Raw genomic sequence first — 21,484 nt, 5'->3', positions numbered from 1 at the left:
GCCGGATCGAGTACGTGGGAAGGTCGATCCGGGCGACGGCGGCGCGGGCCTCTCGATCAGGCCCGAGCTGATCCTGATCCCCGGCACGGGTGGCCATGTCGTCGTCGACCACGGGTCGACGGGCGGGGAGCCGGCGGTCTTCGCCCTGCGCCGACCACGGCCCCCGACACGCCGAGGCCCCCGCCCAGACACTCCGGCGGGGGCCTCGGGTTTCAGCCTGTCGGCCGGCGGTTGTGCCGGCTGTGCGGCGGGCTCAGACGGTACGGAACGCCAGCACCACGTTGTGGCCGCCGAATCCGAACGAGTTGTTGATCGCCGCGATCGTGCCGTCGGGCAGCTTGCGCGGCTCGTCGCGGACGATGTCCGCGTCGACCGTCTCGTCGAGGTCGTCGATGTTGATCGTCGGCGGTGCGACACGGTGGTGCAGCGCCAGGACCGTCGCGACGGTCTCGATGCCGCCCGCGCCGCCCAGGAGGTGACCCGTCATCGACTTGGTCGCCGAGACCGCCACATGGTCCAGGTCGTCGCCCAGCACCGAGCGCAGCGCCTTGATCTCGGCCACGTCACCCTGAGGAGTGGACGTCGCATGGGCGTTGAGGTGGACGACCTCGGACGGCTTGAGGTCCGTCGAGTCCAGCAGGTTCTGCAGCGCGGCCGCGATGCCGCGGCCCGTCGGCTCGGGCTGCGCGATGTGGTGGCTGTCCGCGGACAGACCCTGGCCCAGCACCTCGCAGTAGACCCTCGCGCCGCGCGCGGCGGCGTGCTCGGCCGACTCCAGGACGACGACACCGGCACCCTCGCCGAGGACGAAGCCGTCACGGGCCTTGTCGTACGGACGCGAGGCCTTCTCGGGCTCGTCGTTGTTCTTCGACATCGCCATCATGTTCGCGAACGCCGCGACCGGCAGCGGGTGGATCGCCGCCTCGGTGCCGCCCGCGACCACGACATCGGCGCGGCCGGTACGGATCATCTCGACGGCGTAGCCGATCGCCTCGGCGCCCGAAGCGCACGCGGACACCGGAGTGTGCACGCCCGCCCGGGCGTTCACCTCCAGGCCGACGTTCGCGGAGGGGCCGTTGGGCATCAGCATCGGCACGGTGTGCGGGGAGACGCGGCGTACGCCCTTCTCCTTCAGCACGTCGTACTGGTCGAGCAGGGTGGTCACACCGCCGATGCCGGAGGCGATGACCGCGCCGAGCCGCTCGGGGGTGATCTTGTCGTCCTCGCCGGCGGGGGCGGTGTAGCCCGCGTCGGCCCATGCCTCGCGCGCGGCGATCAGCGCGAACTGGGCCGAGCGGTCCAGCTTGCGCGCGAGCGGCCGGGGCAGGACCTCACCCGGGTCCACCGCCGCCGGGGCGGCGATACGGACGGGCAGTTCGGCGAAGCTCTCGCCTTCGAGGGGCTTGACGCCGGAGCGTCCCGCGATCAGACCTTCCCAGGTCGATGCGGAGTCGCCACCCAGCGGTGTGGTTGCGCCGATACCGGTGACGACCACGGTGCGATTGGTCGAGCTCACAGGAATTCTTTCTCCACGGTCTATGAGGGTTCGTGAATCAGCGGCGCCACCGCTGGGTGGCGTACCGGAATCAGTCCTGAATCAGTCCTGAGTCGGCCTGGATCAGGCCTGGTGCTTCAGGATGTAGTCGGCGGCGTCGCCGACGGTCTTGAGGTTCTTGACGTCCTCGTCCGGGATCTTGACGTCGAAGCGCTCTTCGGCGGCGACGACGACCTCGACCATGGACAGCGAGTCGACGTCCAGGTCGTCGGTGAAGGACTTGTCCAGCTGGACGTCCTCCGCCGGGATACCGGCGATCTCGTTCACGATCTCGGCGAGACCTTCGACGATCTCTTCCTGAGTGGCGGCCATGTGGCGCTCCTTCGGTGTTTAGCAGAGGGTTGATCTGGGCGTTGTCCGGGGGACCGGAGGACCGGGAACCGGTGACCGGAAGATCCGGATGCTGCCTAGGGGAGGGTAACGACCGTTGCGGCGTAGACGAGACCCGCCCCGAAGCCGATGACGAGCGCGGTGTCGCCGCTCTTCGCCTGTCCGGTCGCCAGAAGCCGCTCCATCGCGAGCGGAATCGAGGCGGCCGAGGTGTTGCCGGTGGTCTCCACGTCACGGGCGACCGTCACGTGCTCCGGCAGCTTCAGAGTCTTCACCATCGAGTCGATGATCCGCATGTTCGCCTGGTGCGGAATGAAGACGTCCAGGTCGTCGGGGGTGATCCCGGCCACGTCCAGCGCCTGCTGGGCGACCTTCGCCATCTCGAAGACGGCCCAGCGGAACACCGCCTGGCCCTCCTGCGTGATGGCGGGGAACCGCTCGACGGTGCCGTTGCGGTAGTCCGACCACGGCACGGTCTGCTTGATGGTCTCCGACTTGTCGCCCTCGGAACCCCAGACGGTCGGGCCGATCCTCGGCTCCGTCGAGGGGCCGACGACGACCGCGCCCGCGCCGTCACCGAACAGGAAGGCCGTGGCGCGGTCCTCCAGGTCGGTCAGGTCGCTGAGCCGCTCGACGCCGATGACCAGGACGTACTCCGCCGAGCCCTCCACGACCATGCCCTTGGCCAGGGTCAGGCCGTAACCGAAGCCCGCGCAGCCAGCGGAGATGTCGAACGCGGCCGGCTTGACCGCGCCGATCTGGTCCGCGATCTCGGTGGCGACGGCAGGGGTCTGCTTGAAGTGCGACACGGTGGAGACGATCACGCCACCGATCTGCTCCGGGGTGATCCCGGCATCGGCGATGGCCTTGCCCGCCGCCTCGACGGACATCGCCGCCACGGTCTCCTCGTCGGAGGCCCAGTGGCGGGTCGCGATGCCCGAGCGGGAACGGATCCACTCGTCGGAGGAGTCGATCGTCTCGAGGATCACCTCGTTCGGCACGACCCGGGTGGGACGGTAGCCGCCGACACCCATGATGCGTGCGTACGGGGCGCCCTGGCTGGGCTTGATCTTCGACATGCGGTACGGGCTCCTTCGTCAGGCTGCTGTGTGCTCGGCGACGAGCGCGCGGGCCGCGTCGAGGTCGTCGGGGGTCTTCAGCGCGAGCGTGGCGACGCCCGGCAGGGCACGCTTGGCGAGACCGGTGAGGGTGCCGCCGGGGCAGACCTCCAGGAGGGCGGTGACGCCCAGCTCCTTGAACGTCTCCATGCACAGGTCCCAGCGGACCGGGTTCGCGACCTGGCCCACGAGCCGGGAGACCACCTCGGCGCCGGTGGCGACGGTGCGGCCGTCCTTGTTGGAGACGTACGGCACCTTGGGGTCGGCCACGGTGAGGGCCTTCGCGGCCTCGTCGAGCCTGTCCACGGCGGGTGCCATGTGGTGCGTGTGGAACGCGCCGGCGACCTGAAGGGCCACGACACGCCGCACACCCTCGGGCTTGTCCGCCTCCAGCGCGGCGAGCTGCTCCATGGTGCCGGCGGCGACGATCTGGCCCGCGCCGTTGACGTTCGCCGGGGTCAGCCCCAGCTTCTCCAGGTGCGGCACCGTCACGTCCGGGGCGCCGCCGAGCAGCGCCGACATACCGGTCTTCGTGACGGCCGCGGCCTCGGCCATCGCCTGTCCACGTGTCCGTACGAAGCCCAGCGCCGCGGTGTCGTGGAAGACACCGGCGAACGCAGCGGCCGTGATCTCACCGACGCTGTGGCCGGCGACGGCGCCGGGCGTGACGTCACCGAGCGCGGACGCCGACAGCAGACCGGCGGCCACGAGCAGCGGCTGCGCCACGGCGGTGTCGCGGATCTCGTCCGCGTCGGCCTTCGTGCCGTAGTGGGCGAGGTCCAGTCCGATGGCGTCGGACCAGGCCGCGATGCGGCCTTCGGCACCGGGGAGTTCGAGCCAGGGGGTCAGGAAGCCGGGCGTCTGAGCGCCTTGGCCGGGAGCGACGAGTACGAGCACCCTCACACTCTCTCTTGTGGACGGTCCGGGCCGCCCGTGGGGACAGGGACCAAGAACCGTCAGGGGAATTGTTGGTGTCCGACAAAAGACTAGGACTGCGGATCGCCGTCTACCAGACGCCCGAGGATGAGTGCGATCCGAAGAGTGAACGCGGAGCGGACATCGGAGGGTGACCAGCCGGTGACATCAGTCACACGTCGAAGCCGGTAGCGAACGGTGTTGGGATGGACGAACAGCATCCGGGCCGCGCCTTCGAGACTGCTGGCCTGCTCCAGATAGACACTGAGGGTTTCCAGCAGCGCCGAGCCGGCTTCCTCCAGCGGTCTGTAGATCTCCTCCACCAGCTGCTCGCGGGCCGCAGGGTCGCCCGCGATGGCGCGTTCCGGCAGCAGATCGTCGGCCAGAACCGGCCGCGGAGCATCCTGCCAGGCGGCACACGCCTTCAGCCCGGCGGCCGCGGCCTGCGCGGAGCGCGTCGCCGCCAGCAGATCGGGCACGACGGGTCCGGCGACGACCGGGCCCGCTGCGTACGGGCCGATCAGGGCCTTGGCCACCTGGAGCGGATTGTCGTTGCCGCCCGCGATGACGACGAGCCGGTCGCCCAGCACGCCGGTCAGAACCTGCAGTTTGGCGTGCCGGGCCGCGCGGCGGATGGCCTCCACGGTGAGCTCGCTGTCCCCGTCGGGGGCGGTGCCCAGCACGACGCACACATGCTCGGGCGAATTCCAGCCGAGCGCCGCGGCCCTGCTGACGGCGCCCTCGTCGGCCTCGCCCGACAGCACCGCGTTCACGACGAGCGACTCGAGCCGGGCGTCCCAGGCGCCGCGGGCCTCGGCGGCCTGCGCGTACACCTGCGCGGTCGCGAAGGCGATCTCCCGGGCGTACACGAGCAGCGCCTCGCGCAGGATCCACTCGTCGCCTGGCGCGGCGACCTCCTCGATCGCCGACTCCATGACCTCGATGGTGGTCCGCACCATCTCCACGGTCTGGCGGAGCGTGATCGCGCGCGTCAGCTCGCGCGGCGCCGTGCCGAAGACGTCGGTCGAGATCGCCTGCGGGGTCTCGGGGTGCCGGAACCACTCGGTGAACGCGGCGATACCGGCCTGGGCGACCAGACCGATCCACGACCGGTTCTCCGGGGGCATCGCCCGGTACCACGACAGCGTCTCGTCCATGCGGGCGATGGCGTGCGCGGCCAGGCGCCCGGACGACTGCTCCAGACGCTTCAGGGTCGCGGAGTGCGGGTGGGCGGCGTTCGCGGGCAGAGCCGGTTCGGGATGGGGCACGGGGACAAGAGTGCCTTATCAGGACGGGCGCGCGGAGTGCCGGGGTCCCGGGGCTCCGCCCCGCACCCCGGCTCGAGGCATCCTGCGGGTGCGCTCCCGGGCGACCGGGACCGAGTGGGCAGCCGGGGGTGTCCGTCCTCGAACTCCGGACGGGCTTGGGGTGTGGTCCGGTTCCGGGTGGGCAGCCGGGGGGTGTCCGTCCTCGAGCGTCGGGCGGGCTGAGATCGAGCCCCGCCGTCGATCGCGACCCGCGGAGGGCGTCGGGGCCCGGGGCGTGGCCGGTACCTGGCGCGCGGCCCGGGTGTCCGTCCTCAAACGCCGGACGGGCTTGGGGTGTGGTCCGGTTCCGGGTGGGCAGCCGGGTGTCCGTTCTTGAGCGTCGGGCGGGCTGAAGCTGAATACGCTCCCCGCCGACGAACGAGGCGGGGAGTCCCGTACCCACGCCCGAGGGGCGTAGGGGCAGAGCTCCGGGGCGGGGCGCCGAAACCCGGTCCGACCCGGTTCTCGCTCAGGGAAAAGGGTCCGGGGCGAAGCCTCGAACGGGGTCCGGGGGCTTGCCCCCGGTTCGGGAAGGGGCGGGGCGGAGAGGGAGGCCCGCCGCAGGCGCCGGGGCCCCGGGTGTGCCCGGGACTGTCCGGTGGGGCCGGGTGTCCGGGCGGGCGAACAGGAGACCCGCACCGGGCCTCTACCGTAGAGGCGTGATTTCCGTATGGCGCGCCGGAGGGCGCTACCGGGGTGGGGACGAGGGCGCCGGTATCGAGTCGCTGCACGCCTTTTCGTTCGGGCGGTTCTACGATCCGGACAATCTGCGCTTCGGCGCGATCCTCGCCTGCAACGAGGAGCGCCTCGCGTCCGGCGCCGGGTTCGACGAGCATCCGCACAGCCACACCGAGATCGTGACCTGGGTCGTGGAGGGCGAGCTCACGCACCGGGACTCGGCCGGGCACGCCACCGTCGTACGGCCCGGGGACGTGCAGCGGTTGAGCTCGGCGGGCGGGGTGCGGCACATCGAGCGCAACGACGGCCACGTACCCCTGACGTTCGTGCAGATGTGGCTCGCGCCCAAGGACCCGGGCGGCGAGCCGGCGTATGAGATCGTGCGCGGGATCGCCGACGCGACGCCCTACGCGCTCCCGGAGGCCGGGGCGCTGCTGCACGTACGGCGGCTCGCGACGGACGAGCGGACCGCCGTTCCGGACGCGCCCTTCGTGTACGTGCACGTCGTACGCGGCGTGGTGCGGCTCGCGGGCGACGACCTCGGACCCGGGGACGCCGCGCGGATCACGGACGCGGAGGGTCTCGAACTGGCCGCCGCCGTGGCCGCCGAGGTGCTCGTCTGGGAGCTGTCGGGCTGAGTCAGCGCAGGGCGCTCCTGGCCTGCCACTCCTCCCACGACAGATTCCACTCGCCGAAGCCGTTCCCCGGCGCCACCGTGCCCTTCGTGTCCGCGCCCTTGATCTCGAACGGGTCTCCGGGCCGCACCTGCCCGTAGAACCACGCCGCGTCCGCGTCGCTCATGCCGATGCAGCCCGAACTGCGGTTCGCCTTGCCGAAGTACTTGGCGTTCCACGGCGCGGCATGGGCGTACATCCCGGACCACGTCAGCCGCATCGAGTGGTCGACCATCTTGTCGTAGGCGTCACCGAGGCCGACCGTCTCGGAGTTCATGTTGATCGTGCCCTCCTTGGCCATCAGCACGGCCGTGCCCCGCCAGGAGCGCTTGTCCCCGCCGGGCGTGCCACCGGAGACGGGGATCTTCCGTACCGCCGTGCCGTCGCGCTCCAGCGTGAGCTGGTGGCGGTCGAGGTCGACCTTGACGACCTGTCGGGCGCCGACGGCGAACGTCGTCGTGTAGTCGCGGACGAACCAGCCGCCGCCCGCGCCCGAATCGGTGCCGTCGAGCTCCGCGTGCAGGGTGACGCGGGTGCCCGGCTGCCAGTACGTCCTCGGCCGCCAGTCCACGCGGTCCTTGCCGGACCAGTCCTGCATCCAGCCCCACGACCCCTCGGTGTTGTTCGAGGTGGTGACCCTGAGCTGCTTCTCGACCTCGGCCTTGTTCTTGACCGGATGGTCGAAGACGAGGGACACCGGCTGGGCGATGCCGACGGTCGTGCCGGTGCCAGGGCGCCAGTCGACCTTGTTGACCCTGTCCGCCTCGGCGGTGGCGAGGGACGCCTCGGCCGTGCCGGCCTTGCCGTCCTCGGTGCGGGTCGCGGCCGTGACCGTGTACGCGGTGCCGGGCGCCGCCTTGCGGAAAGAGGTCCAGGTCCTGCCGTCCGGCGAGACCTTGCCGGTGAACGGGCGGCCCTCGGCGTCGGTGACCTTCACCGAGGTGAGACTGCCGCCCGCCGCGGTGACCGTGACCGGCACTCCCGGCTTCGCCCGATGCCCGTGCGGGGTGACGGAGACGGTGACGGGGACGGCCGCGGGGCGGTCCTCGGCCGCCTTCGCGTCCGTGCGCGCGGGGGCGCCGGCCGAACAGGCCGCGAGCGGGGCCAGCAGGACCGCTGCCGCGGCTATGCGCACACGTATCCGGTGCAACGGAAACCTCCGACGAAGTAGGGGAGTTGCCGCGACTGTAGGACGGAGAAGACGCAGGTGAGCGGCCCGTCGGCGATATGACGGCGACTGCAGCGGAACGGTCATGGTCCGGTCACATTCGCCGCGCGGGACGGTCGAACAGGGCTGTGAGCATCCTCGGCCTCCCCGCGACCGCACGGGGCGGAAGAAGGGCTCACACTGTGTCAGCACTGCTCGTGCCGGCCGACCGCGGCCACCAGGACCACGGCCGGGAAACCCGCCTGGCACCCCTCACCCCCGAGGCCTACCGGGCCTTCCTGGCCTCCCCTGCGGGCGCGGCCCTCGGCGCCGGTTTCCTGCAGTGCCCGTCCTGGGCGCAGGTCAAGGAGGGCTGGCGCGCACACCTGCTCGGCTGGGGTCCGGAGCCGGAGACCGGGCGGCTGTCCGGTGTCGCGCTCGTGCTGCTGCGGCAGTTCCCCGGCACCCGCAAATACTTCGCGTACCTCCCCGAGGGGCCCGTCGCCGACTGGACGGACCCGGACGTCGACCGCTGGCTCACACCGCTGCTGCACCATCTGCGGGCCGCGGGCGCCTTCGCCGTACGCATCGGCCCCTCGCCCGCGTACCGCCGCTGGAACGCCGACCGCCTCAAGTCGCTCACCGGACCCGGCCGGCGCCTGACCGACGTCCTCGCCAGCGAGGTCGACCCGCTCGGCACCGCGGTCGCGGAGCGGCTGCGGGCGCGCGGCTGGCGCAGATGCGGAGAGGGCAGCGACGGGGACGCCCAGCCCCGCCACGTCTTCCAGGTGCCGGTCGCCGGACGCACCGCCGACGACCTGTGGTCCGGGCTCAACCAGGAGTGGCGGCGCAATGTGCGCCGGGCCCAGAAAGCGGGCGTCGAGGTCGTCGTCGGCAGCGCGGCCGAACTCCCCGAGTTCTACCGGCTGCTGCGGATCACCGAGGAGCGCGACGGCTTCCGGCTCGGCCGCTCGCTCCCGTACTACGAGCGCCAGTACGCGGCACTCAACGCCGAGGAGCCCGGCCGGATGAAGCTGTACCTCGCCCGCCACGAGGGCGAGATCCTCGCCGCCCACACCATGGTCACGGTGGGCCGGCGGGTCTGGTACCAGACCGGCGCATCCGCCGACCACCGTCGCGAGGTCCGCCCGTCCAACGCCCTGCAGTGGCGCATGCTGCTCGACGCCCACGCGCTCGGCGCCGACCTGTACGACATGCGCGGGGTACCCTCCACACTCGACCCCGACGAACGTGTATTCGGGCTACTGCGCTGGAAGCTCGGCACCGGAGGTCAGGTCGTCGAGACGCTGGGCGAATGGGAGAGGCCGTTGGGCGGGACCGCCAACCACACGCTGTACCGCGCCTTCCAGGCGTACCTGGCCCGCCGATGAGCGCGACGCCGGACGGGGCCGCGAGCGCCGGACCCACCGCTGCCGGGCGCACCGGTGTCCCCGCCGCGCGCCGGCCCGCCGACGGCCGCGGTCCCGTGAGCGACGGGGCGTGGCCCGCCCGGCCCGGCCCGCCCGCCGGCTCCGGGACCGCCGCACCGCCGACCCGCGCGGACGACCCCGCACCGGCATCCCCGCACCCGCGGACGGCCGCGGCCGCACCGGCTGCCCCGCCGCGCGCGTCCGCGCTGCGCAGCAGCGCCGTCATGGCTGCCGGATCGATCGTCTCCCGCGCCACCGGGTTCGTACGGTCCGCCGTGGTCGCGGCGGCGCTCGGCAGCATCGGGCCGGTCGCCGACGGGTACGCGGTCGGCAACTCCGTCCCCACGATCGTCTACATGCTGCTCATCGGCGGCGCCCTGAACGCCGTGTTCGTGCCCGAACTGGTCAAGGCGGCCAAGGAGCACGAGGACGGCGGCGCCGCCTTCACCGACCGGCTGCTCACCGTCTGCGTCCTCGCCCTGCTGGCGATCACCGCGGCCGCGGTGTGGGCGGCGCCCGCGATCGTCGGCGCGTACACCGACTACACGGGCTCGCGGGCGTCCATGACGGTCGCCTTCGCCCGCTACTGCCTGCCGCAGATCTTCTTCCTCGGGCTGTTCACGCTGCTCGGACAAGTGCTCAACGCGCGCGGCCGGTTCGGGGCGATGATGTGGACGCCCGTCCTCAACAATGTCGTCGTCATCGCCGTGTTCGGGCTGTACCTGGCCACGAGCGACGGAGGAACGCTCACCCCCGGCGAGACCGCGCTCCTCGGCTGGGGCACCACCGCCGGCATCGCCGTCCAGGCGCTCGCCCTCGTGCCCGCCCTGCGCGCGGCCCGCTTCCGCTGGCGGCCCCGCTTCGACTGGCGCGGCAGCGGGCTGACCCGGCCGCTGCGGTCGGCCGGGTGGCTGGTGCTGCTGGTCCTCACCAACCAGGCCGCTTACTGGGTCACGACGCGGCTGGCGACCTCCGCGGGCCTGGACGACGGCCCCGGGTTCGCCGCCTACAACAACGCCCATCTGGTGTGGGCCGTACCGCACGGCATCGTGACGGTTTCGCTCGTCACCGCACTGATGCCGCGGATGAGCGCGGCCGCGGCCGACGGCGACACGCAGCGCGTACGCCGCGATGTCTCGGGCGCCCTGCGCAGCAGCGCAACGGCCGTCGTCCCGGCGGCGTGCGCGCTGCTCGCCCTCGCACAGCCGGTGATGGCCCTCGTCTTCGGGTACGGCAAAACCGACACCGCCGCCACGGCCGCGATGGCGGGCATCCTGATGGCCTTCGCGCCCGGGCTGATCGCCCTGTCCGGCCAGTACGTCCTCTCCCGCACCTTCTACGCACTCTCCGACACCCGCACGCCCTTCCTGCTCAACCTGGTGATCGCGGGCCTGAACGCGGGCCTGTCCACGACCGCGTACCTGCTGCTCCCGGCCCGCTGGGCGGTGACGGGGATGGCCGGGGCGTACTCGCTGGCGCTGTGCGCGGGGTGGGCCGTCACGGCGTACGTCCTCAACCGCCGGCTGCGGTCGCCGGCGGGCGGCCGCAGCACGCGGCTGTGGCGCTCGGCCGCCGCCGGCGCCCACGCCCGGCTGCTGCTCGCCTCCGTCCCGGCCGCCGTACTCGGCCACCTCGCGGCACGTGGCGCCGCCCCGGCGGGCGCCGCCGCGGCCACGGCGGCCGGTGCGCTGGTCGTCGCGCTGACCTTCGCGCTCCTCGCCCGCCCGCTGCGGCTCACCGAACTCGATGCGCTGCTGTCCGGCGTCCGCCGGCGACTGACCCGGCGCTGACACCTCCAGGAGACTGCACCCATGCCCCGTGTGCTCCTCATCGAAGACGACCCGTCCGTACGCGAAGGGGTCGAACTCGGCCTGCGCCGCAGGGGCCACGACGTACGGTCCGCCGCCACCGGTGAGGCGGGGCTCGCCGCGCTCGGCGAGTTCCGGCCCGATCTGGTGCTGCTGGACCTGATGCTGCCCGGGATGAACGGCGTCCAGGTCTGCCGGCGGGTGCGCGAGGACAGCCAGTTGCCGATCATCATGCTCACCGCGCGCGGCGACGACTTCGACGTCGTCGTCGGGCTGGAGGCGGGCGCCGACGACTACATCGTCAAACCGGCCCGGACCGAAGTCATCGAGGCCCGGATCCGCGCCGTGCTGCGCCGCATCGAGGATCCCGCGGCCGGCCGGCCCGCCGTCGAGTTCCACGGTGATCTGGCCATCGACCGCGCCGGACTCACCGTCGCCAAGTCCGGCCGGCGCCTCGCGCTCGCGCCCTCCGAGCTGAAGCTGCTGCTCCACCTCTCCGCCGCCCCCGAGCAGGTGTTCAGCAGACAGCAGTTGCTGGAGCACGTCTGGGAGCACAGCTACCACGCCGACGCACGGCTGGTCGACGCGTGCGTACGGCGCCTGCGCAACAAGATCGAGGACGAGGCCGGGTGTCCCCGCTACATCCAGACCCTGCGGGGCTTCGGCTATCGCTTCGGACCGCTGTGAACGGCCGCGGCGGCCGGGGGCGCATCGCCGCGTTCGGGCTGCGCACCCGCCTCGTCCTCGCGTTCCTGCTGGTCGCCGCTGTCAGCGCCGGGACCACGGCCGCCCTCACCTACCGCGAGGCGCGCAACGCCGTCCTCGTCTCCGCCCAGGACACCGCGGTCTCGTCGTTCCGCGAGCAGGTCCAGCAGCTCGGTGTCCAGCTGCCCGTGGAGGACGGGGCGCCGCTCCAGGAGGCACTGCGCGACATCGCGAGGAAGGGCAAGCCGCACCCGTGGGTCGTCTTCGCCGAGTACGGCGCGGTACGGGTCTCGTCGGGCACCAGCCCCACCTCCACCGTGATCACCCCCGAGCTGCGCCGCGCCGCCCACCGGCAGCCCAACGGGAGTTTCGAACGGGTCGTCAAGGACGGCGTCCCCTACCTCACCATCGGCATGCCCACCGTGTTCAAGGTCGGCGCCAACGGCGTGCTGTCCACCGGACTCGTCCTGTACGCCGTGATGCGGATGAACGACGAGCAGGCCAACGTCGACGCCCTGGTCACCGCCGCCAGGGACGGCGCGCTGCCGGGTCTCGCGATCGCGCTCGTCCCGGCCCTGCTCGCCGCCCGCAGCGTGCTGCGCCCGGTCCGCGAACTGCGCAAGGCCGCCGGGAGCATGGGCAGCGGCCGCCTCGACACCCGTATCCAGGTCCGGGGCCGCGACGAACTCTCCGATCTGGCCCGTACGTTCAACGAGTCCGCCGGCGAGCTGGAACGGTCCGTCCATGAACTCCGGCAGGCCGAGGCGCGCGCCCGGCGCTTCGCCTCCGACGTCTCGCACGAACTGCGCACCCCGCTCGCCGGCATGCTCGCCGTCACCGAGCTCCTCGACGAGGACGCCGGCCGCCTCGACCTCGACACCGCCCGTGCCGTCCGGCTGATCAGTGCCGAGACCGGGAAGCTGGCCCTGCTCGTCGAGGACCTGATGGAGATCTCCCGCTTCGACGCCCGCGCGGCCGAACTGAACACCGACGAGGTGGACGCGGCCGAGACCATCCGCAAGACCCTGCAGAACCGGCACTGGACCGACGACGACGAGGCCGTCCGCGCCGAACTGCCCGATGGCATCCGGGTCCGCCTCGACCCGCGCCGCTTCGACATCGTCGTCGCCAATCTCGTCGGCAACGCCCTGCGGCACGGTGGCGCGCCCGTGACCGTACGGCTGCGCACCGAGGCGCGCGCGGACGGTGTGCACGTGCTGGTCACCGAGGTCGAGGACAGCGGCCCTGGCATCCGGGACGACGTCCTCCCGCACATCTTCGACCGCTTCTACAAGGCCGACGCCGCGCGTACCCGTTCGGCGGGCAGCGGCCTCGGACTCGCGATCACCCAGGAGAACGTGCGGCTGCACGGAGGCACGGTGCGCGCCGCGAACGCCCCGGGCGGCGGAGCGGTGTTCACCGTGGAGATACCCCTGTACGCGGAGGGCGCCACGGCATGAGACGACTGTCCGTCACCGCGGCGGCACTGACCGCGCTGGCCTCGGCCGCGCTCAGCGGCTGCGGCATCCAGGAGAGCGACGTCATCGAGGCCGGCGGCCCGGCCACGATCCAGGTCTTCCCGAACAGCCAGAACGGCCTGGTGCTGTTCTTCCGCACCTCGCAGAAGGAGCTGACCCCCGTGATCCGGTACAGGGAGGGGGATGGCCCCGGGAACCTCGGGACTCCTGACGCCGGGACGGCGGTTCCCGCGAACCGGGAGAAGCGGACCGCCGAGGCGATCATCGGGCTGTTCCGCGGCCCGCAGGGCAAGGAACGCACGGCCGGACTCACCGGCGGGCTGCCCGCGATGGGCCCGGGGAGTCCCGCCGTTCGCTCCATGCCGCCCGGGCAGGGCGGGGTCGAGGTCACCCTGCCGATCGCGCTCGGCGGCCTCGACGACCTCGCGATACGGCAGCTGGTCTGCACGATCGCGTTCTCCCGGGACGCCGAAGGGCTGACCCCGGTGCACCTGAGAGGAACGGACGGAGCGCTGGAGCGGGCCGGCTGCGACGCCGACGTCGACCTCGGTGTCCGTCCCCGGCCGAGCCCGACCGCCCTGCCCTCGCTGCCCTAGGCCGTGTCGTCCGGATCGGCCGGAAGGCGAGCCCTAGCGGGAGCTCCGCAGCTCCGCCAGGACCGCGTCCGTGAACGGGGGCCACGCCTCGACCGCCCACGGTCCGAAGGCCCGGTCGGTCAGCGCCACACACGCCGCCCCCGCCTCCGGGTCGATCCACAGGAACGTGCCGGACTGGCCGAAGTGCCCGAAGGTATGCGGCGAGGACGTCGCCCCCGTCCAGTGCGGGGACTTGCCGTCGCGGATCTCGAAGCCCAGGCCCCAGTCGTTGGGCTTCTGGTGCCCGTACCCCGGCAGGATGCCCGACAGCCCGGGGTGGACCACGGACATCGCCTCCAGCACGGTCCGCGCGTCGAGCAGCCGCGGCGCCTGCACCTCCGCCGCGAACCTCACCAGGTCGTCGACCGTCGACACACCGTCCTTCGCGGGCGAGCCGTCGAGCGTCGTGGACGTCATGCCCAGCGGCTCCAGCACGGCCTGCCGCAGATACTCGGCGAACGGGATGTCGGTCGCCTTCGCGACGTGATCGCCGAGCACCTCGAAGCCGGCGTTCGAATACAGCCGGCGCGTACCGGGCGCGGCCGTCACGCGGTGCTCGTCGAACGCGAGCCCGCTGGTGTGCGCGAGCAGGTGCCGGACCGTGGACCCCTCGGGCCCGGCCGGCTCGTCCAGCTCCACCGCGCCCTCCTCGTACGCGACGAGCACGGCGTACGCGGCGAGCGGCTTGGTGACCGAGGCCAGCGGGAAGCGGTGCGCGGTGGGGCCGTGCGCCCCGGCGACGGTGCCGTCCGCACGGACGACGGCGGCGGCCGCGGTCGGGACGGGCCAGTTCTCGGTCAAGGCCAAACTCTGCATGCCTACGACCCTAAAGGGTGAGCCGCATCGCCGGATCGGGGGTCCTGACGAAGCCCAGCGACGCGTACAGGGGCTCCCCCTCCTCGGAGGCGCGCAGGTCGACCCTGCGGACACCGCGCTCGCGGAACCAGCCGAGCAGCCCTTCCACGCAGGCGCGCGAGTGGCCCCGGCGGCGCTGGTCGGTGTCGGTGGCGACGCTGAAGACGTAGCCGGTCGTGCCGGTGGGGTTGCAGGGGCCGCCGAGCCGGTACTCGATCGTGCCCACCGCGCAGGCGGCGAGTCCGCCGGGCCGGTCGACGACGAAGGCCGTGAGGTTGCCGTCAGGGTCCGCGAGCCACGTGCGCAGCGACGCGACGGCGTCGGGCTGCCAGCTGGTGTCGGGGTTGCGCAGGCGTGCGATCGATTCGTGCATGACGGTACGGAGACGTACCAGTTCTTCGGCGTCGTCGGGACGTGCGCGGCGTGCGAGGCTCATGAGGGGGAGGCTAATCACCGCACCGCGGAAGGCGGACAGGTTTTCGCTTGCCTGGAGTGCACTCCAACCTTCTAGCGTGGAGGTCATGACGGTGCTGGAGACCACACCCGCGACAACCGATGTCCCGCCCCCAGCCCATCCGCGGCCCGAGGGGCAGGACTACTACACGATCAGCGAGGTCGTCGCCTGGACCGGGCTCAGCGCGCACACGCTGCGCTGGTACGAGCGCATCGGGCTGATGCCGCACATCGACCGGTCCCACACCGGCCAGCGGCGCTTCCGCAACCGTGACCTGGACTGGCTGAACTTCGTCGGAAAGCTGCGGCGCACCGGGATGCCGGTCGCCGACATGGTCCGGTACGCGGAGCTCGTACGCGAGGGCGACCACACCTTCGAGGAGCGGCAGGAGCTGCTGGAGGCGACGCGCCGTGACGTACGCGCGCGAATCGCGGAGCTCCAGGACACGCTGGCCGTGCTCGACCACAAGATCGGCTATTACGCGGACGCCCACCGGGCGTCGGAGAGGGCCTGAGCCCATGACGAGCGACAGGACGAGCGAGAAGAACGGCAAGATGGACAAGGTGCGCCTCGGCACTGGTGGAACCTCCCGGGCCGAGGGCTCTGGGGGAGGCCCCGAGGTCGGGATGCAGGGCCTCGGCTGCATGGGCATGAGCGAGTTCTACGGCGACACGGACGAGGCCGCCGCCCGCGACACCCTCGACGCGGCGCTGGAGGCGGGCGTCACGCTCTTCGACACGGCGGATGTGTACGGGCGGGGCGCGAACGAGGAGTTCCTGCGGCCCTTCGTGACCGCCCACCGGGACGAGATCACGCTCGCCACGAAGTTCTCGATCGTACGGACGGACGATCCGCAGTACCGGGGCATACGCAACGACCCCGCGTACATCCGCGAGGCGGTCGAGGGCAGCCTGCGCAGGCTCGGCGTCGACGTCATCGATCTCTACTACATGCACCGGCGCGATCCCGAGGTGCCGCTCGCCGACTCGGTCGGCGCGATGGCCGAGCTCGTCGCGGCGGGCAAGGTCAGGCACCTCGGGCTGAGCGAGGTCACCGGCGCGGAGCTGCGCGAGGCGCACGCCGTGCACCCGATCGCGGCCCTCCAGTCCGAGTGGTCACTCTTCAGCCGCGACGTGGAGCGGAGCGCGGTGGGGGCGGCGGCGGAGCTGGGCGTCGGCGTCGTGCCGTACTCACCGCTGGGCCGGGGCTTCCTGACCGGTGCGTTCGCGGACGCGGGCAAGGAGCTGACGGAGGGCGACTTCCGCCGCCACCAGCCGCGCATGGTCGGGGACGCGGCGGCGGCGAACGCGGCGCTCCTCGAGCCCGTGAAGAAGATCGCGGCGGCCCACGGGGCCACGGCGGCACAGATCGCGCTCGCATGGGTCCAGCAGCGGGCCCAGGTCCACGGCGTGACGGTCGTCCCGATCCCGGGCACGCGCAAGCGCAGCCGCCTCGAGGAGAACGTGGCCGCGACCCGCATCACGCTGACCGAGGCGGAGCTGGCCCTGCTCGAGCCGATCGCAGGGCAGGTGGTGGGACACCGCTACCTGGACATGTCCGCGACTGCGACGGCCCGCGAGTAGCCTCCGCCCCCACCTCCGCCCCCACGGTGCCGGCTGATACCGCTCCAGGCTGGTTCTTCCCAGGCTTGGTTCTTCGGGACCGGCGGTGAGCCGCTGACCGTTTGCGGTGGCTGGTTTCGCCGTCGGTCTCAGGGGGCCGATCCTGTGGGGCCCCGGGACGGCAGGCGACCGGTGCCGGACAAGCCCGGTCATCCCGGCCCGTCCGGCGTTCGAGGACGGACGGACACACGGGCCCACCGTGATGCGCGGGGTGCTCCGGACACTCACGCGAGGCCCAGCGCGAAGGCCAGGAACCCCGCGGAGAGTACGCCCGCCACCGCCCGGCGGGCCGTGGTCGCCCGTGTCCAGGGGGCCTCGAAACCCCGTGCGTACCGCCCGATGAGCACCAGCAGCGCCGCGAACAGCGGCAGCCAGGCCAGTCGGGCCAGGACCCACACCACCGTGTCCGGCGCGGTCGTCAGGCCCGGCACCGGGCCCGCGTACGACGCCGGGACCGCCGCCGCGAGCATCGCCGTCTGGTGCCAGCACAGGATCGTCATCGCCGAAAGGTTGACGACGACGACCGGCGCCCACAGACCGGGCCGCGCCAGCACCCGCCCCAGCCGTTCGCGCAGCAGCATCGCCGCACCGCTCTGCGCCGCGGCGAGGGCGAGGACCAGCAGCGACGGCGGGTGGGAGTTGGTGCGGGCCTCACCGGGCACGCCGACCATCGACGCGGGGTAGTGGAAGAGGACGAGCAGCGCCGCGAACAGCACTGCCCCGCCCGCCAGCAGCAGCACCGCGCCCCGCTTCCCGATGCGCTTCTCGCCCCAGGAGACGCCGAGTTGGTACGCGAAGAGCCAGCCCGGAAGGATGTTCAGCACGCTCAGCCAGGACGGCATGCCCTCCGCGTACGGCCCGTACCGCAGGAAGTCGACGACGGCGACGGACAGCAGCAGCGGCGCCGCGGCCCACCCGCCCAGGCTCCGTGCCGCCCGCACGCACACCGGTGTGAGGGCGGTGACGACGACGTACACGCCCACGAACCACAGCGGCTGGACGACGAGGGTCGAGGCGGTGTGCAGGGTGTCGGACGGCACCCCCGCGGCCGACAGCACCGCGATCAGCCCGGCCCACACCGCCGTCACCCCGAACACCGGCCGCCCCAGCCGGGCGACGCGGCCACCCAGCCACTGCGCGGTGCTGCCGGGCCTGCGGCGGTAGGACAGTACGGAGGCGTAGCCGCCCACCAGGAAGAAGATCCCCAGCATCTGGAGCACCCAGCTGACGGGTGCGAAGGACCCGTAGGCGGACAGCGGGCTGGCGTTGTGGATCGCGCCGTCCCCGTCGAGCGTGAAGCCGCCGAGCATCCAGTGCCCGGTCGGCACGGCGAGCAGCGCGAGGGCGCGCAGCCCGTCGATCGCACGGTCGCGGTGGGCGGGGGTCGAGGACTCGATCCTCGCGACGAGCGGTGCGAGCGGTGCGAGCGTGCTCATCGGGCCTCACCCCGGGCAATGGCGGCGAAGGCACGGAGCGTTGAGGTCCCGGGCGCGAAGTATCCGGTGTGGCCCTCGGCGTCGGCGGCGGGTACGCACCGGGCGCCGAACTCCGGCGCGGCAGGGTCGTTTCCGTGGCCGAGGCCCGCGAACTCGACGTTCGGGACCTTGGAGATCCAGTCGGCCGGTGCCTTGGCGGCCCACACCCGGGCATCCGTGCGCAGGTCCGCGACGTTGTCCGCGCGCATCCCGGGGGAGCCGAACGCGACGATGTCCGACGCGTCGGCCTCGTGCGCGGCGAGGCCGCACACGACGGAGCCGTAACTGTGGCAGAACAGGGCGGCCTTCGCGGCGCCGGTCGCGGTGAGCCCGTCGGTGAACCGGACCAGCCGCTCGGCGCCCGCTTCCGCAAGCCCACCGGTGGCGGCGTCGAGCCCGAGACCGACGGGCGTGGTGTAGCCGGCCCAGGCGACCACGGCCGTGGCACCGTTGGTCGCCTCGTGCAGCGAGCGTGCCATCGCGCTCGTACGGTCGAAGGTCCCCGCGTCGATGTCCGAGCCCGGCACGATCACGGCGACACGGCGGGCACGGTCGAGGTCCCCGTACACCTCGACGAGCTGGCCGCGCCCGCGCGGGTCGTACGCGAGGATCTGCCGGCCGTCCGCGTCGCTCCGCAGGGTGCGGGCGTTGGCCTCGTACCGCAGGGCGACCGGGACGCCGTCGAGGTTGCCGACGACAAGAGGGTGGCGTGCGACCAGCGCCCGCCGCTGAGTCACCGTCAGCGAGGCGAAGAACGCGGCGACGTCATCCGGCGACGCACTCGCCGGGTCGGGCAGCTCCCGCCCGAGTGAGCGGTCCGCCCGCCACTCGGCGGTGCCGGGCGGCGGCCCGGTGACGGGCGTCCGGGCGGTCCCCGAGGCCCACCCGGCCGTCCCCGCGACGACGGTCGTCGCGAGCACCGCGGCGACCAGAGTTCTCCTGAACCGTCGCATGATCCCCTCTTCCTTCTCCGACTGCGTGGCGGGGAGGAAGGTAGGAAGACGGTGCCTGAGGGAGCGTCACACCAGGGAGCCAACTCCCGGGTGGTACCCGGGTACTACTGGTCTCCCGGGGTCACCAGGCCGGACTCGTACGCGAAGATCACCGCCTGCGCGCGGTCGCGCAGGTCGAGCTTGGCGAGGACCCGGCCGATGTGGGTCTTCACCGTCTGCTCGGCGACGACCAGCCGGGCGGCGATCTCCTGGTTGGACAGCCCGCGGGCGATCAGCTCCAGGACCTCGGTCTCGCGCGGGGTGAGGCCGTTGAGGCGCAGCGAGGCCCGGTCCTTGCGCCGGGCCGGGCGCCTGGTGACGAGATCGGCGATCAGCCGCCGCGTCACGGAGGGGGCGAGCAGCGCCTCGCCCGCCGCCACGATCCGCACCGCCGAGATCAGATCGGCGGGCGGCGCGTCCTTCAGCAGGAAGCCGGAGGCGCCGGCGCGCAGTGCCTCGTACACGTAGTCGTCGACGTCGAAGGTCGTCAGCATCAGCACCTTCGGTACGTGGACGACCCCCGGCGGTGGCGACAGGATCTCGCGGGCCGCCGCGAGTCCGTCGAGTTCCGGCATCCGTACGTCCATCAGGACCACGTCCGGGTGCGTGGAACGGGCCGTCTCCACCCCCTGCCGGCCGTCCGGAGCCTCGCCGACGACGTCGATGTCCGCCTGTGCGGACAGCAGCGCGGCGAAGCCCGCGCGCACCATGGCCTGGTCGTCGACGATGATCACGCGAATGGTCAACGGGGGTCCTTCCCGGTCGTGCCGGAGTCCGTCACGGGCGCCACGGGCGTCAGGGGCGTCAGGGGCGTCAGGGGCATGCGTGCGGCGACCCGGAAGCCGCCGTCCGGCAGCGGACCGGTGTCCAGGCTGCCGCCGGTCAACCGTACGCGCTCGCGCATCCCGACCAGCCCGTGCCCGGTGCCGGTGGTCTCCAGCGCGGAAACGGGTTCGGCAGCAGGGCCGTTGACCACCAGCACCGTCAGACACCCGTCGTCCGCGGTCACCGACACGCGCGTCGGCGCGCCCGGGGCGTGCCGCACCACGTTCGCGAGCGCCTCCTGCACGATGCGGTACGCGGACAGGTCCACGGCCTGCGGTACGTCGCCCAGCCCGGTCGGGAGCGACAGCTCGGCCGGCACCCCTGCCCGTACCGTCGCCTCGACCAGCTGCTGCACCCGCCCGAGCCCCGGCTGCGGCGCCCGCTCGCCCTCGGTACCGTCGCTGCGCAGCACCGCCAGCAGCCGGCGCATCTCGGCGAGCGACTCCCGCGCGCCGGAGGCGATCGTGGCGAACTCCTCCTGGGCGGCTTCCGGCAGCCCGCTGATCCGGTACGGCGCCGAGTCCGCCTGCACCGTGATCACCGACATGTGGTGGGCCACGACATCGTGCAGCTCGCGGGCGATACGCGCCCGCTCCTCCAGCAGTGTGCGCTGCGCCCGCTCGGCCTCGCTGATGGTCTCCTGCTCGGCCAGCTTCCGCTGGACGTCGCCACGTGTCCGCAGGGTGTGGGCGATCAGCAGGACGACGCCGCTGAGCACGAACAGCAGCACATGGATGCCGTCGCTGTGCTTCTGCGAGACCAGCTCGAAGGCGAACCCGGTCGCACCGGTCACCAGCCAGACGGCCACCAGGGTGCGGCGCGGCTCACGCAGGCCGAGAGCCGACATCAGCGCCAGATAGCCGACGACGATCATCGGCGTCCAGGGCCAGCTCCTGCCCGCTGTGCCGTCCGCTCCCAGCAGGGCGACGGCGCCCAGCGCATCGGCGGCGAAGACGATCCACCACGCCTGCAGGGGACGGACCACGGCGAGCAGCAGCGGGGCCGTCTGTGCCGTGGCCAGCGCCCCCGCGAGGGCCCCGTTCAACCCGTAGTCCTGGGTGAGCACGCTGATCGTGACCGGCAGCAGCGTGGCGACGAAGGCGACCGCGACCGCGTACGGCACCAACCGCTGCCACCGTGAGGAGGCCTGCCCGAGCAGCGGCGCGGACGGGGACGTGGGCGTGGAGAGGGCGGTGCCGAGCGATCGCAGGGAGGCCTGCGCGGAGGATCGGGCGTGCCGCGCGCGCTCCGAACGCGCGGCGTTCCGCAAGAAGGACCGCACCCGGCCGTTCCCGGCGGGGGGCCGCTTTTGGCGGGGGGTGTCGGGGGGCGGGGACGCGGTACTCATGGCCGGTTCAGCCTAGGCAGCCGGCAGGCCGTGCGGCGTCATACCTCGGGGTCGTGCGGGATGTCATACCGGGGCGCCACCGGTACGTCCCTGCTCGGTACGTCCCACCGCCAGGCCCCGGTCAAGAACCTGG

20 protein-coding genes are annotated in these 21,484 nt (G+C 72.6%); 8 read left to right on the top strand and 12 right to left on the bottom strand.

The genetic code is table 11. The annotated features are described in order from the left end of the window. Positions 1-253 precede the first annotated feature (253 nt). The 5 genes from fabF to ACWCP0_RS21025 form a co-directional block, all read right to left on the bottom strand. Positions 254-1,516: a beta-ketoacyl-ACP synthase II gene (gene fabF / locus ACWCP0_RS21045; protein WP_451080325.1), complete on the bottom strand. Its 1,263-nt coding sequence runs from the start codon at positions 1,514-1,516 to the stop codon at positions 254-256. A gap of 102 nt (positions 1,517-1,618) precedes the next feature. Next, the gene (locus tag ACWCP0_RS21040) at positions 1,619-1,867 is read right to left on the bottom strand and encodes an acyl carrier protein (RefSeq protein ID WP_351236193.1); all 249 of its coding nucleotides are present in this window, start codon (positions 1,865-1,867) and stop codon (positions 1,619-1,621) included. A 95-nt stretch (positions 1,868-1,962) separates the two neighbouring features. Beyond that, the gene (locus tag ACWCP0_RS21035) at positions 1,963-2,964 is read right to left on the bottom strand and encodes a beta-ketoacyl-ACP synthase 3 (protein WP_451080324.1); all 1,002 of its coding nucleotides are present in this window, start codon (positions 2,962-2,964) and stop codon (positions 1,963-1,965) included. 18 nt (positions 2,965-2,982) lie between these two features. Continuing rightward, the gene (locus tag ACWCP0_RS21030) at positions 2,983-3,900 is read right to left on the bottom strand and encodes an ACP S-malonyltransferase (protein WP_451080323.1); all 918 of its coding nucleotides are present in this window, start codon (positions 3,898-3,900) and stop codon (positions 2,983-2,985) included. An 89-nt stretch (positions 3,901-3,989) separates the two neighbouring features. Then, positions 3,990-5,186, bottom strand: coding sequence for a PucR family transcriptional regulator (locus tag ACWCP0_RS21025; protein WP_451080322.1), 1,197 nt, complete (start codon positions 5,184-5,186; stop codon positions 3,990-3,992). Between the two features lie 698 nt (positions 5,187-5,884). On the opposite strand from ACWCP0_RS21025, the gene ACWCP0_RS21020 reads away from it, so the two are divergent. Further along, positions 5,885-6,541 (top strand): pirin family protein, encoded by a 657-nt coding sequence (locus ACWCP0_RS21020; protein ID WP_451080321.1) that lies wholly within the window; start codon positions 5,885-5,887, stop codon positions 6,539-6,541. Between the two features lies 1 nt (position 6,542). Here ACWCP0_RS21020 and ACWCP0_RS21015 read toward each other — a convergent pair whose 3' ends face one another. After that, complete coding sequence (locus ACWCP0_RS21015; RefSeq protein ID WP_451080320.1) at positions 6,543-7,727, bottom strand: Ig-like domain-containing protein; 1,185 nt, start codon at positions 7,725-7,727, stop codon at positions 6,543-6,545. 200 nt (positions 7,728-7,927) lie between these two features. On the opposite strand from ACWCP0_RS21015, the gene ACWCP0_RS21010 reads away from it, so the two are divergent. From ACWCP0_RS21010 to ACWCP0_RS20990, 5 genes are read left to right on the top strand one after another with little or no spacing between them, the layout of a single operon-like run. Beyond that, positions 7,928-9,115: a lipid II:glycine glycyltransferase FemX gene (locus tag ACWCP0_RS21010; RefSeq protein WP_451080319.1), complete on the top strand. Its 1,188-nt coding sequence runs from the start codon at positions 7,928-7,930 to the stop codon at positions 9,113-9,115. Continuing rightward, positions 9,112-10,944, top strand: coding sequence for a murein biosynthesis integral membrane protein MurJ (gene murJ, locus ACWCP0_RS21005; protein WP_451080318.1), 1,833 nt, complete (start codon positions 9,112-9,114; stop codon positions 10,942-10,944). Before ACWCP0_RS21010 ends, murJ begins: the two co-directional genes overlap by 4 nt. Positions 10,945-10,965: 21 nt before the next feature. Beyond that, positions 10,966-11,649, top strand: a complete 684-nt coding sequence (locus ACWCP0_RS21000) for a response regulator (protein ID WP_451080317.1) — start codon at positions 10,966-10,968, stop codon at positions 11,647-11,649. Continuing rightward, the gene (locus tag ACWCP0_RS20995) at positions 11,646-13,127 is read left to right on the top strand and encodes an ATP-binding protein (RefSeq protein ID WP_451080316.1); all 1,482 of its coding nucleotides are present in this window, start codon (positions 11,646-11,648) and stop codon (positions 13,125-13,127) included. Before ACWCP0_RS21000 ends, ACWCP0_RS20995 begins: the two co-directional genes overlap by 4 nt. Further along, positions 13,124-13,741 (top strand): hypothetical protein, encoded by a 618-nt coding sequence (locus tag ACWCP0_RS20990; protein ID WP_451080315.1) that lies wholly within the window; start codon positions 13,124-13,126, stop codon positions 13,739-13,741. The genes ACWCP0_RS20995 and ACWCP0_RS20990 overlap by 4 nt, the downstream gene beginning before the upstream one ends. 33 nt (positions 13,742-13,774) lie before the next feature. Here the strand turns inward: ACWCP0_RS20990 and ACWCP0_RS20985 are convergent, their stop codons facing one another. After that, positions 13,775-14,596: a serine hydrolase domain-containing protein gene (locus ACWCP0_RS20985; protein ID WP_451080314.1), complete on the bottom strand. Its 822-nt coding sequence runs from the start codon at positions 14,594-14,596 to the stop codon at positions 13,775-13,777. Between the two features lie 10 nt (positions 14,597-14,606). Further along, positions 14,607-15,071: a GNAT family N-acetyltransferase gene (locus ACWCP0_RS20980; RefSeq protein ID WP_451080313.1), complete on the bottom strand. Its 465-nt coding sequence runs from the start codon at positions 15,069-15,071 to the stop codon at positions 14,607-14,609. Between the two features lie 85 nt (positions 15,072-15,156). On the opposite strand from ACWCP0_RS20980, the gene ACWCP0_RS20975 reads away from it, so the two are divergent. Together ACWCP0_RS20975 and ACWCP0_RS20970 are read left to right on the top strand one after the other, a co-directional pair. Continuing rightward, positions 15,157-15,603, top strand: a complete 447-nt coding sequence (locus ACWCP0_RS20975) for a MerR family transcriptional regulator (protein WP_451080312.1) — start codon at positions 15,157-15,159, stop codon at positions 15,601-15,603. A 40-nt stretch (positions 15,604-15,643) separates the two neighbouring features. Next, entirely contained in the window at positions 15,644-16,672 is a 1,029-nt protein-coding gene (locus tag ACWCP0_RS20970; protein ID WP_451080447.1) for an aldo/keto reductase, read from the top strand. A gap of 263 nt (positions 16,673-16,935) precedes the next feature. On the opposite strand, the gene ACWCP0_RS20965 is transcribed toward ACWCP0_RS20970, so the two are convergent. From ACWCP0_RS20965 to ACWCP0_RS20950, 4 genes are all read right to left on the bottom strand, one after another. Continuing rightward, positions 16,936-18,147: an acyltransferase family protein gene (locus tag ACWCP0_RS20965; RefSeq protein WP_451080311.1), complete on the bottom strand. Its 1,212-nt coding sequence runs from the start codon at positions 18,145-18,147 to the stop codon at positions 16,936-16,938. After that, positions 18,144-19,139 (bottom strand): alpha/beta hydrolase, encoded by a 996-nt coding sequence (locus ACWCP0_RS20960; RefSeq protein WP_451080310.1) that lies wholly within the window; start codon positions 19,137-19,139, stop codon positions 18,144-18,146. The genes ACWCP0_RS20965 and ACWCP0_RS20960 overlap by 4 nt, the downstream gene beginning before the upstream one ends. A gap of 104 nt (positions 19,140-19,243) precedes the next feature. Then, complete coding sequence (locus tag ACWCP0_RS20955; protein WP_451080309.1) at positions 19,244-19,924, bottom strand: response regulator; 681 nt, start codon at positions 19,922-19,924, stop codon at positions 19,244-19,246. Then, on the bottom strand, positions 19,921-21,351 hold the full coding sequence (locus ACWCP0_RS20950; protein WP_451080308.1) for a sensor histidine kinase: 1,431 nt from the start codon (positions 21,349-21,351) through the stop codon (positions 19,921-19,923). The genes ACWCP0_RS20955 and ACWCP0_RS20950 overlap by 4 nt, the downstream gene beginning before the upstream one ends. Positions 21,352-21,484: the final 133 nt, after the last annotated feature.

The sequence above is a fragment of the Streptomyces sp. NPDC001970 genome (assembly GCF_053594115.1).
The sequence above is the reverse complement of the archived record's forward strand: the minus strand, read 5'-3'. Positions and strand labels throughout refer to the sequence as shown.

Excerpts from the sequence above, each read along its gene's own strand:
- ACWCP0_RS21040 (WP_351236193.1), bottom strand. The coding sequence starts at position 1,867 with ATGGCCGCCACTCAGGAAGAGATCGTCGAAGGTCTCGCCGAGATCGTG.
- ACWCP0_RS21035 (WP_451080324.1), bottom strand. The coding sequence starts at position 2,964 with ATGTCGAAGATCAAGCCCAGCCAGGGCGCCCCGTACGCACGCATCATG.
- murJ (WP_451080318.1), top strand. The coding sequence starts at position 9,112 with ATGAGCGCGACGCCGGACGGGGCCGCGAGCGCCGGACCCACCGCTGCC.
- ACWCP0_RS21000 (WP_451080317.1), top strand. The coding sequence starts at position 10,966 with ATGCCCCGTGTGCTCCTCATCGAAGACGACCCGTCCGTACGCGAAGGG.
- ACWCP0_RS20990 (WP_451080315.1), top strand. The coding sequence starts at position 13,124 with ATGAGACGACTGTCCGTCACCGCGGCGGCACTGACCGCGCTGGCCTCG.
- ACWCP0_RS20985 (WP_451080314.1), bottom strand. The coding sequence starts at position 14,596 with ATGCAGAGTTTGGCCTTGACCGAGAACTGGCCCGTCCCGACCGCGGCC.
- ACWCP0_RS20980 (WP_451080313.1), bottom strand. The coding sequence starts at position 15,071 with ATGAGCCTCGCACGCCGCGCACGTCCCGACGACGCCGAAGAACTGGTA.
- ACWCP0_RS20975 (WP_451080312.1), top strand. The coding sequence starts at position 15,157 with ATGACGGTGCTGGAGACCACACCCGCGACAACCGATGTCCCGCCCCCA.
- ACWCP0_RS20970 (WP_451080447.1), top strand. The coding sequence starts at position 15,644 with ATGGACAAGGTGCGCCTCGGCACTGGTGGAACCTCCCGGGCCGAGGGC.
- ACWCP0_RS20965 (WP_451080311.1), bottom strand. The coding sequence starts at position 18,147 with ATGAGCACGCTCGCACCGCTCGCACCGCTCGTCGCGAGGATCGAGTCC.
- ACWCP0_RS20960 (WP_451080310.1), bottom strand. The coding sequence starts at position 19,139 with ATGCGACGGTTCAGGAGAACTCTGGTCGCCGCGGTGCTCGCGACGACC.
- ACWCP0_RS20950 (WP_451080308.1), bottom strand. The coding sequence starts at position 21,351 with ATGAGTACCGCGTCCCCGCCCCCCGACACCCCCCGCCAAAAGCGGCCC.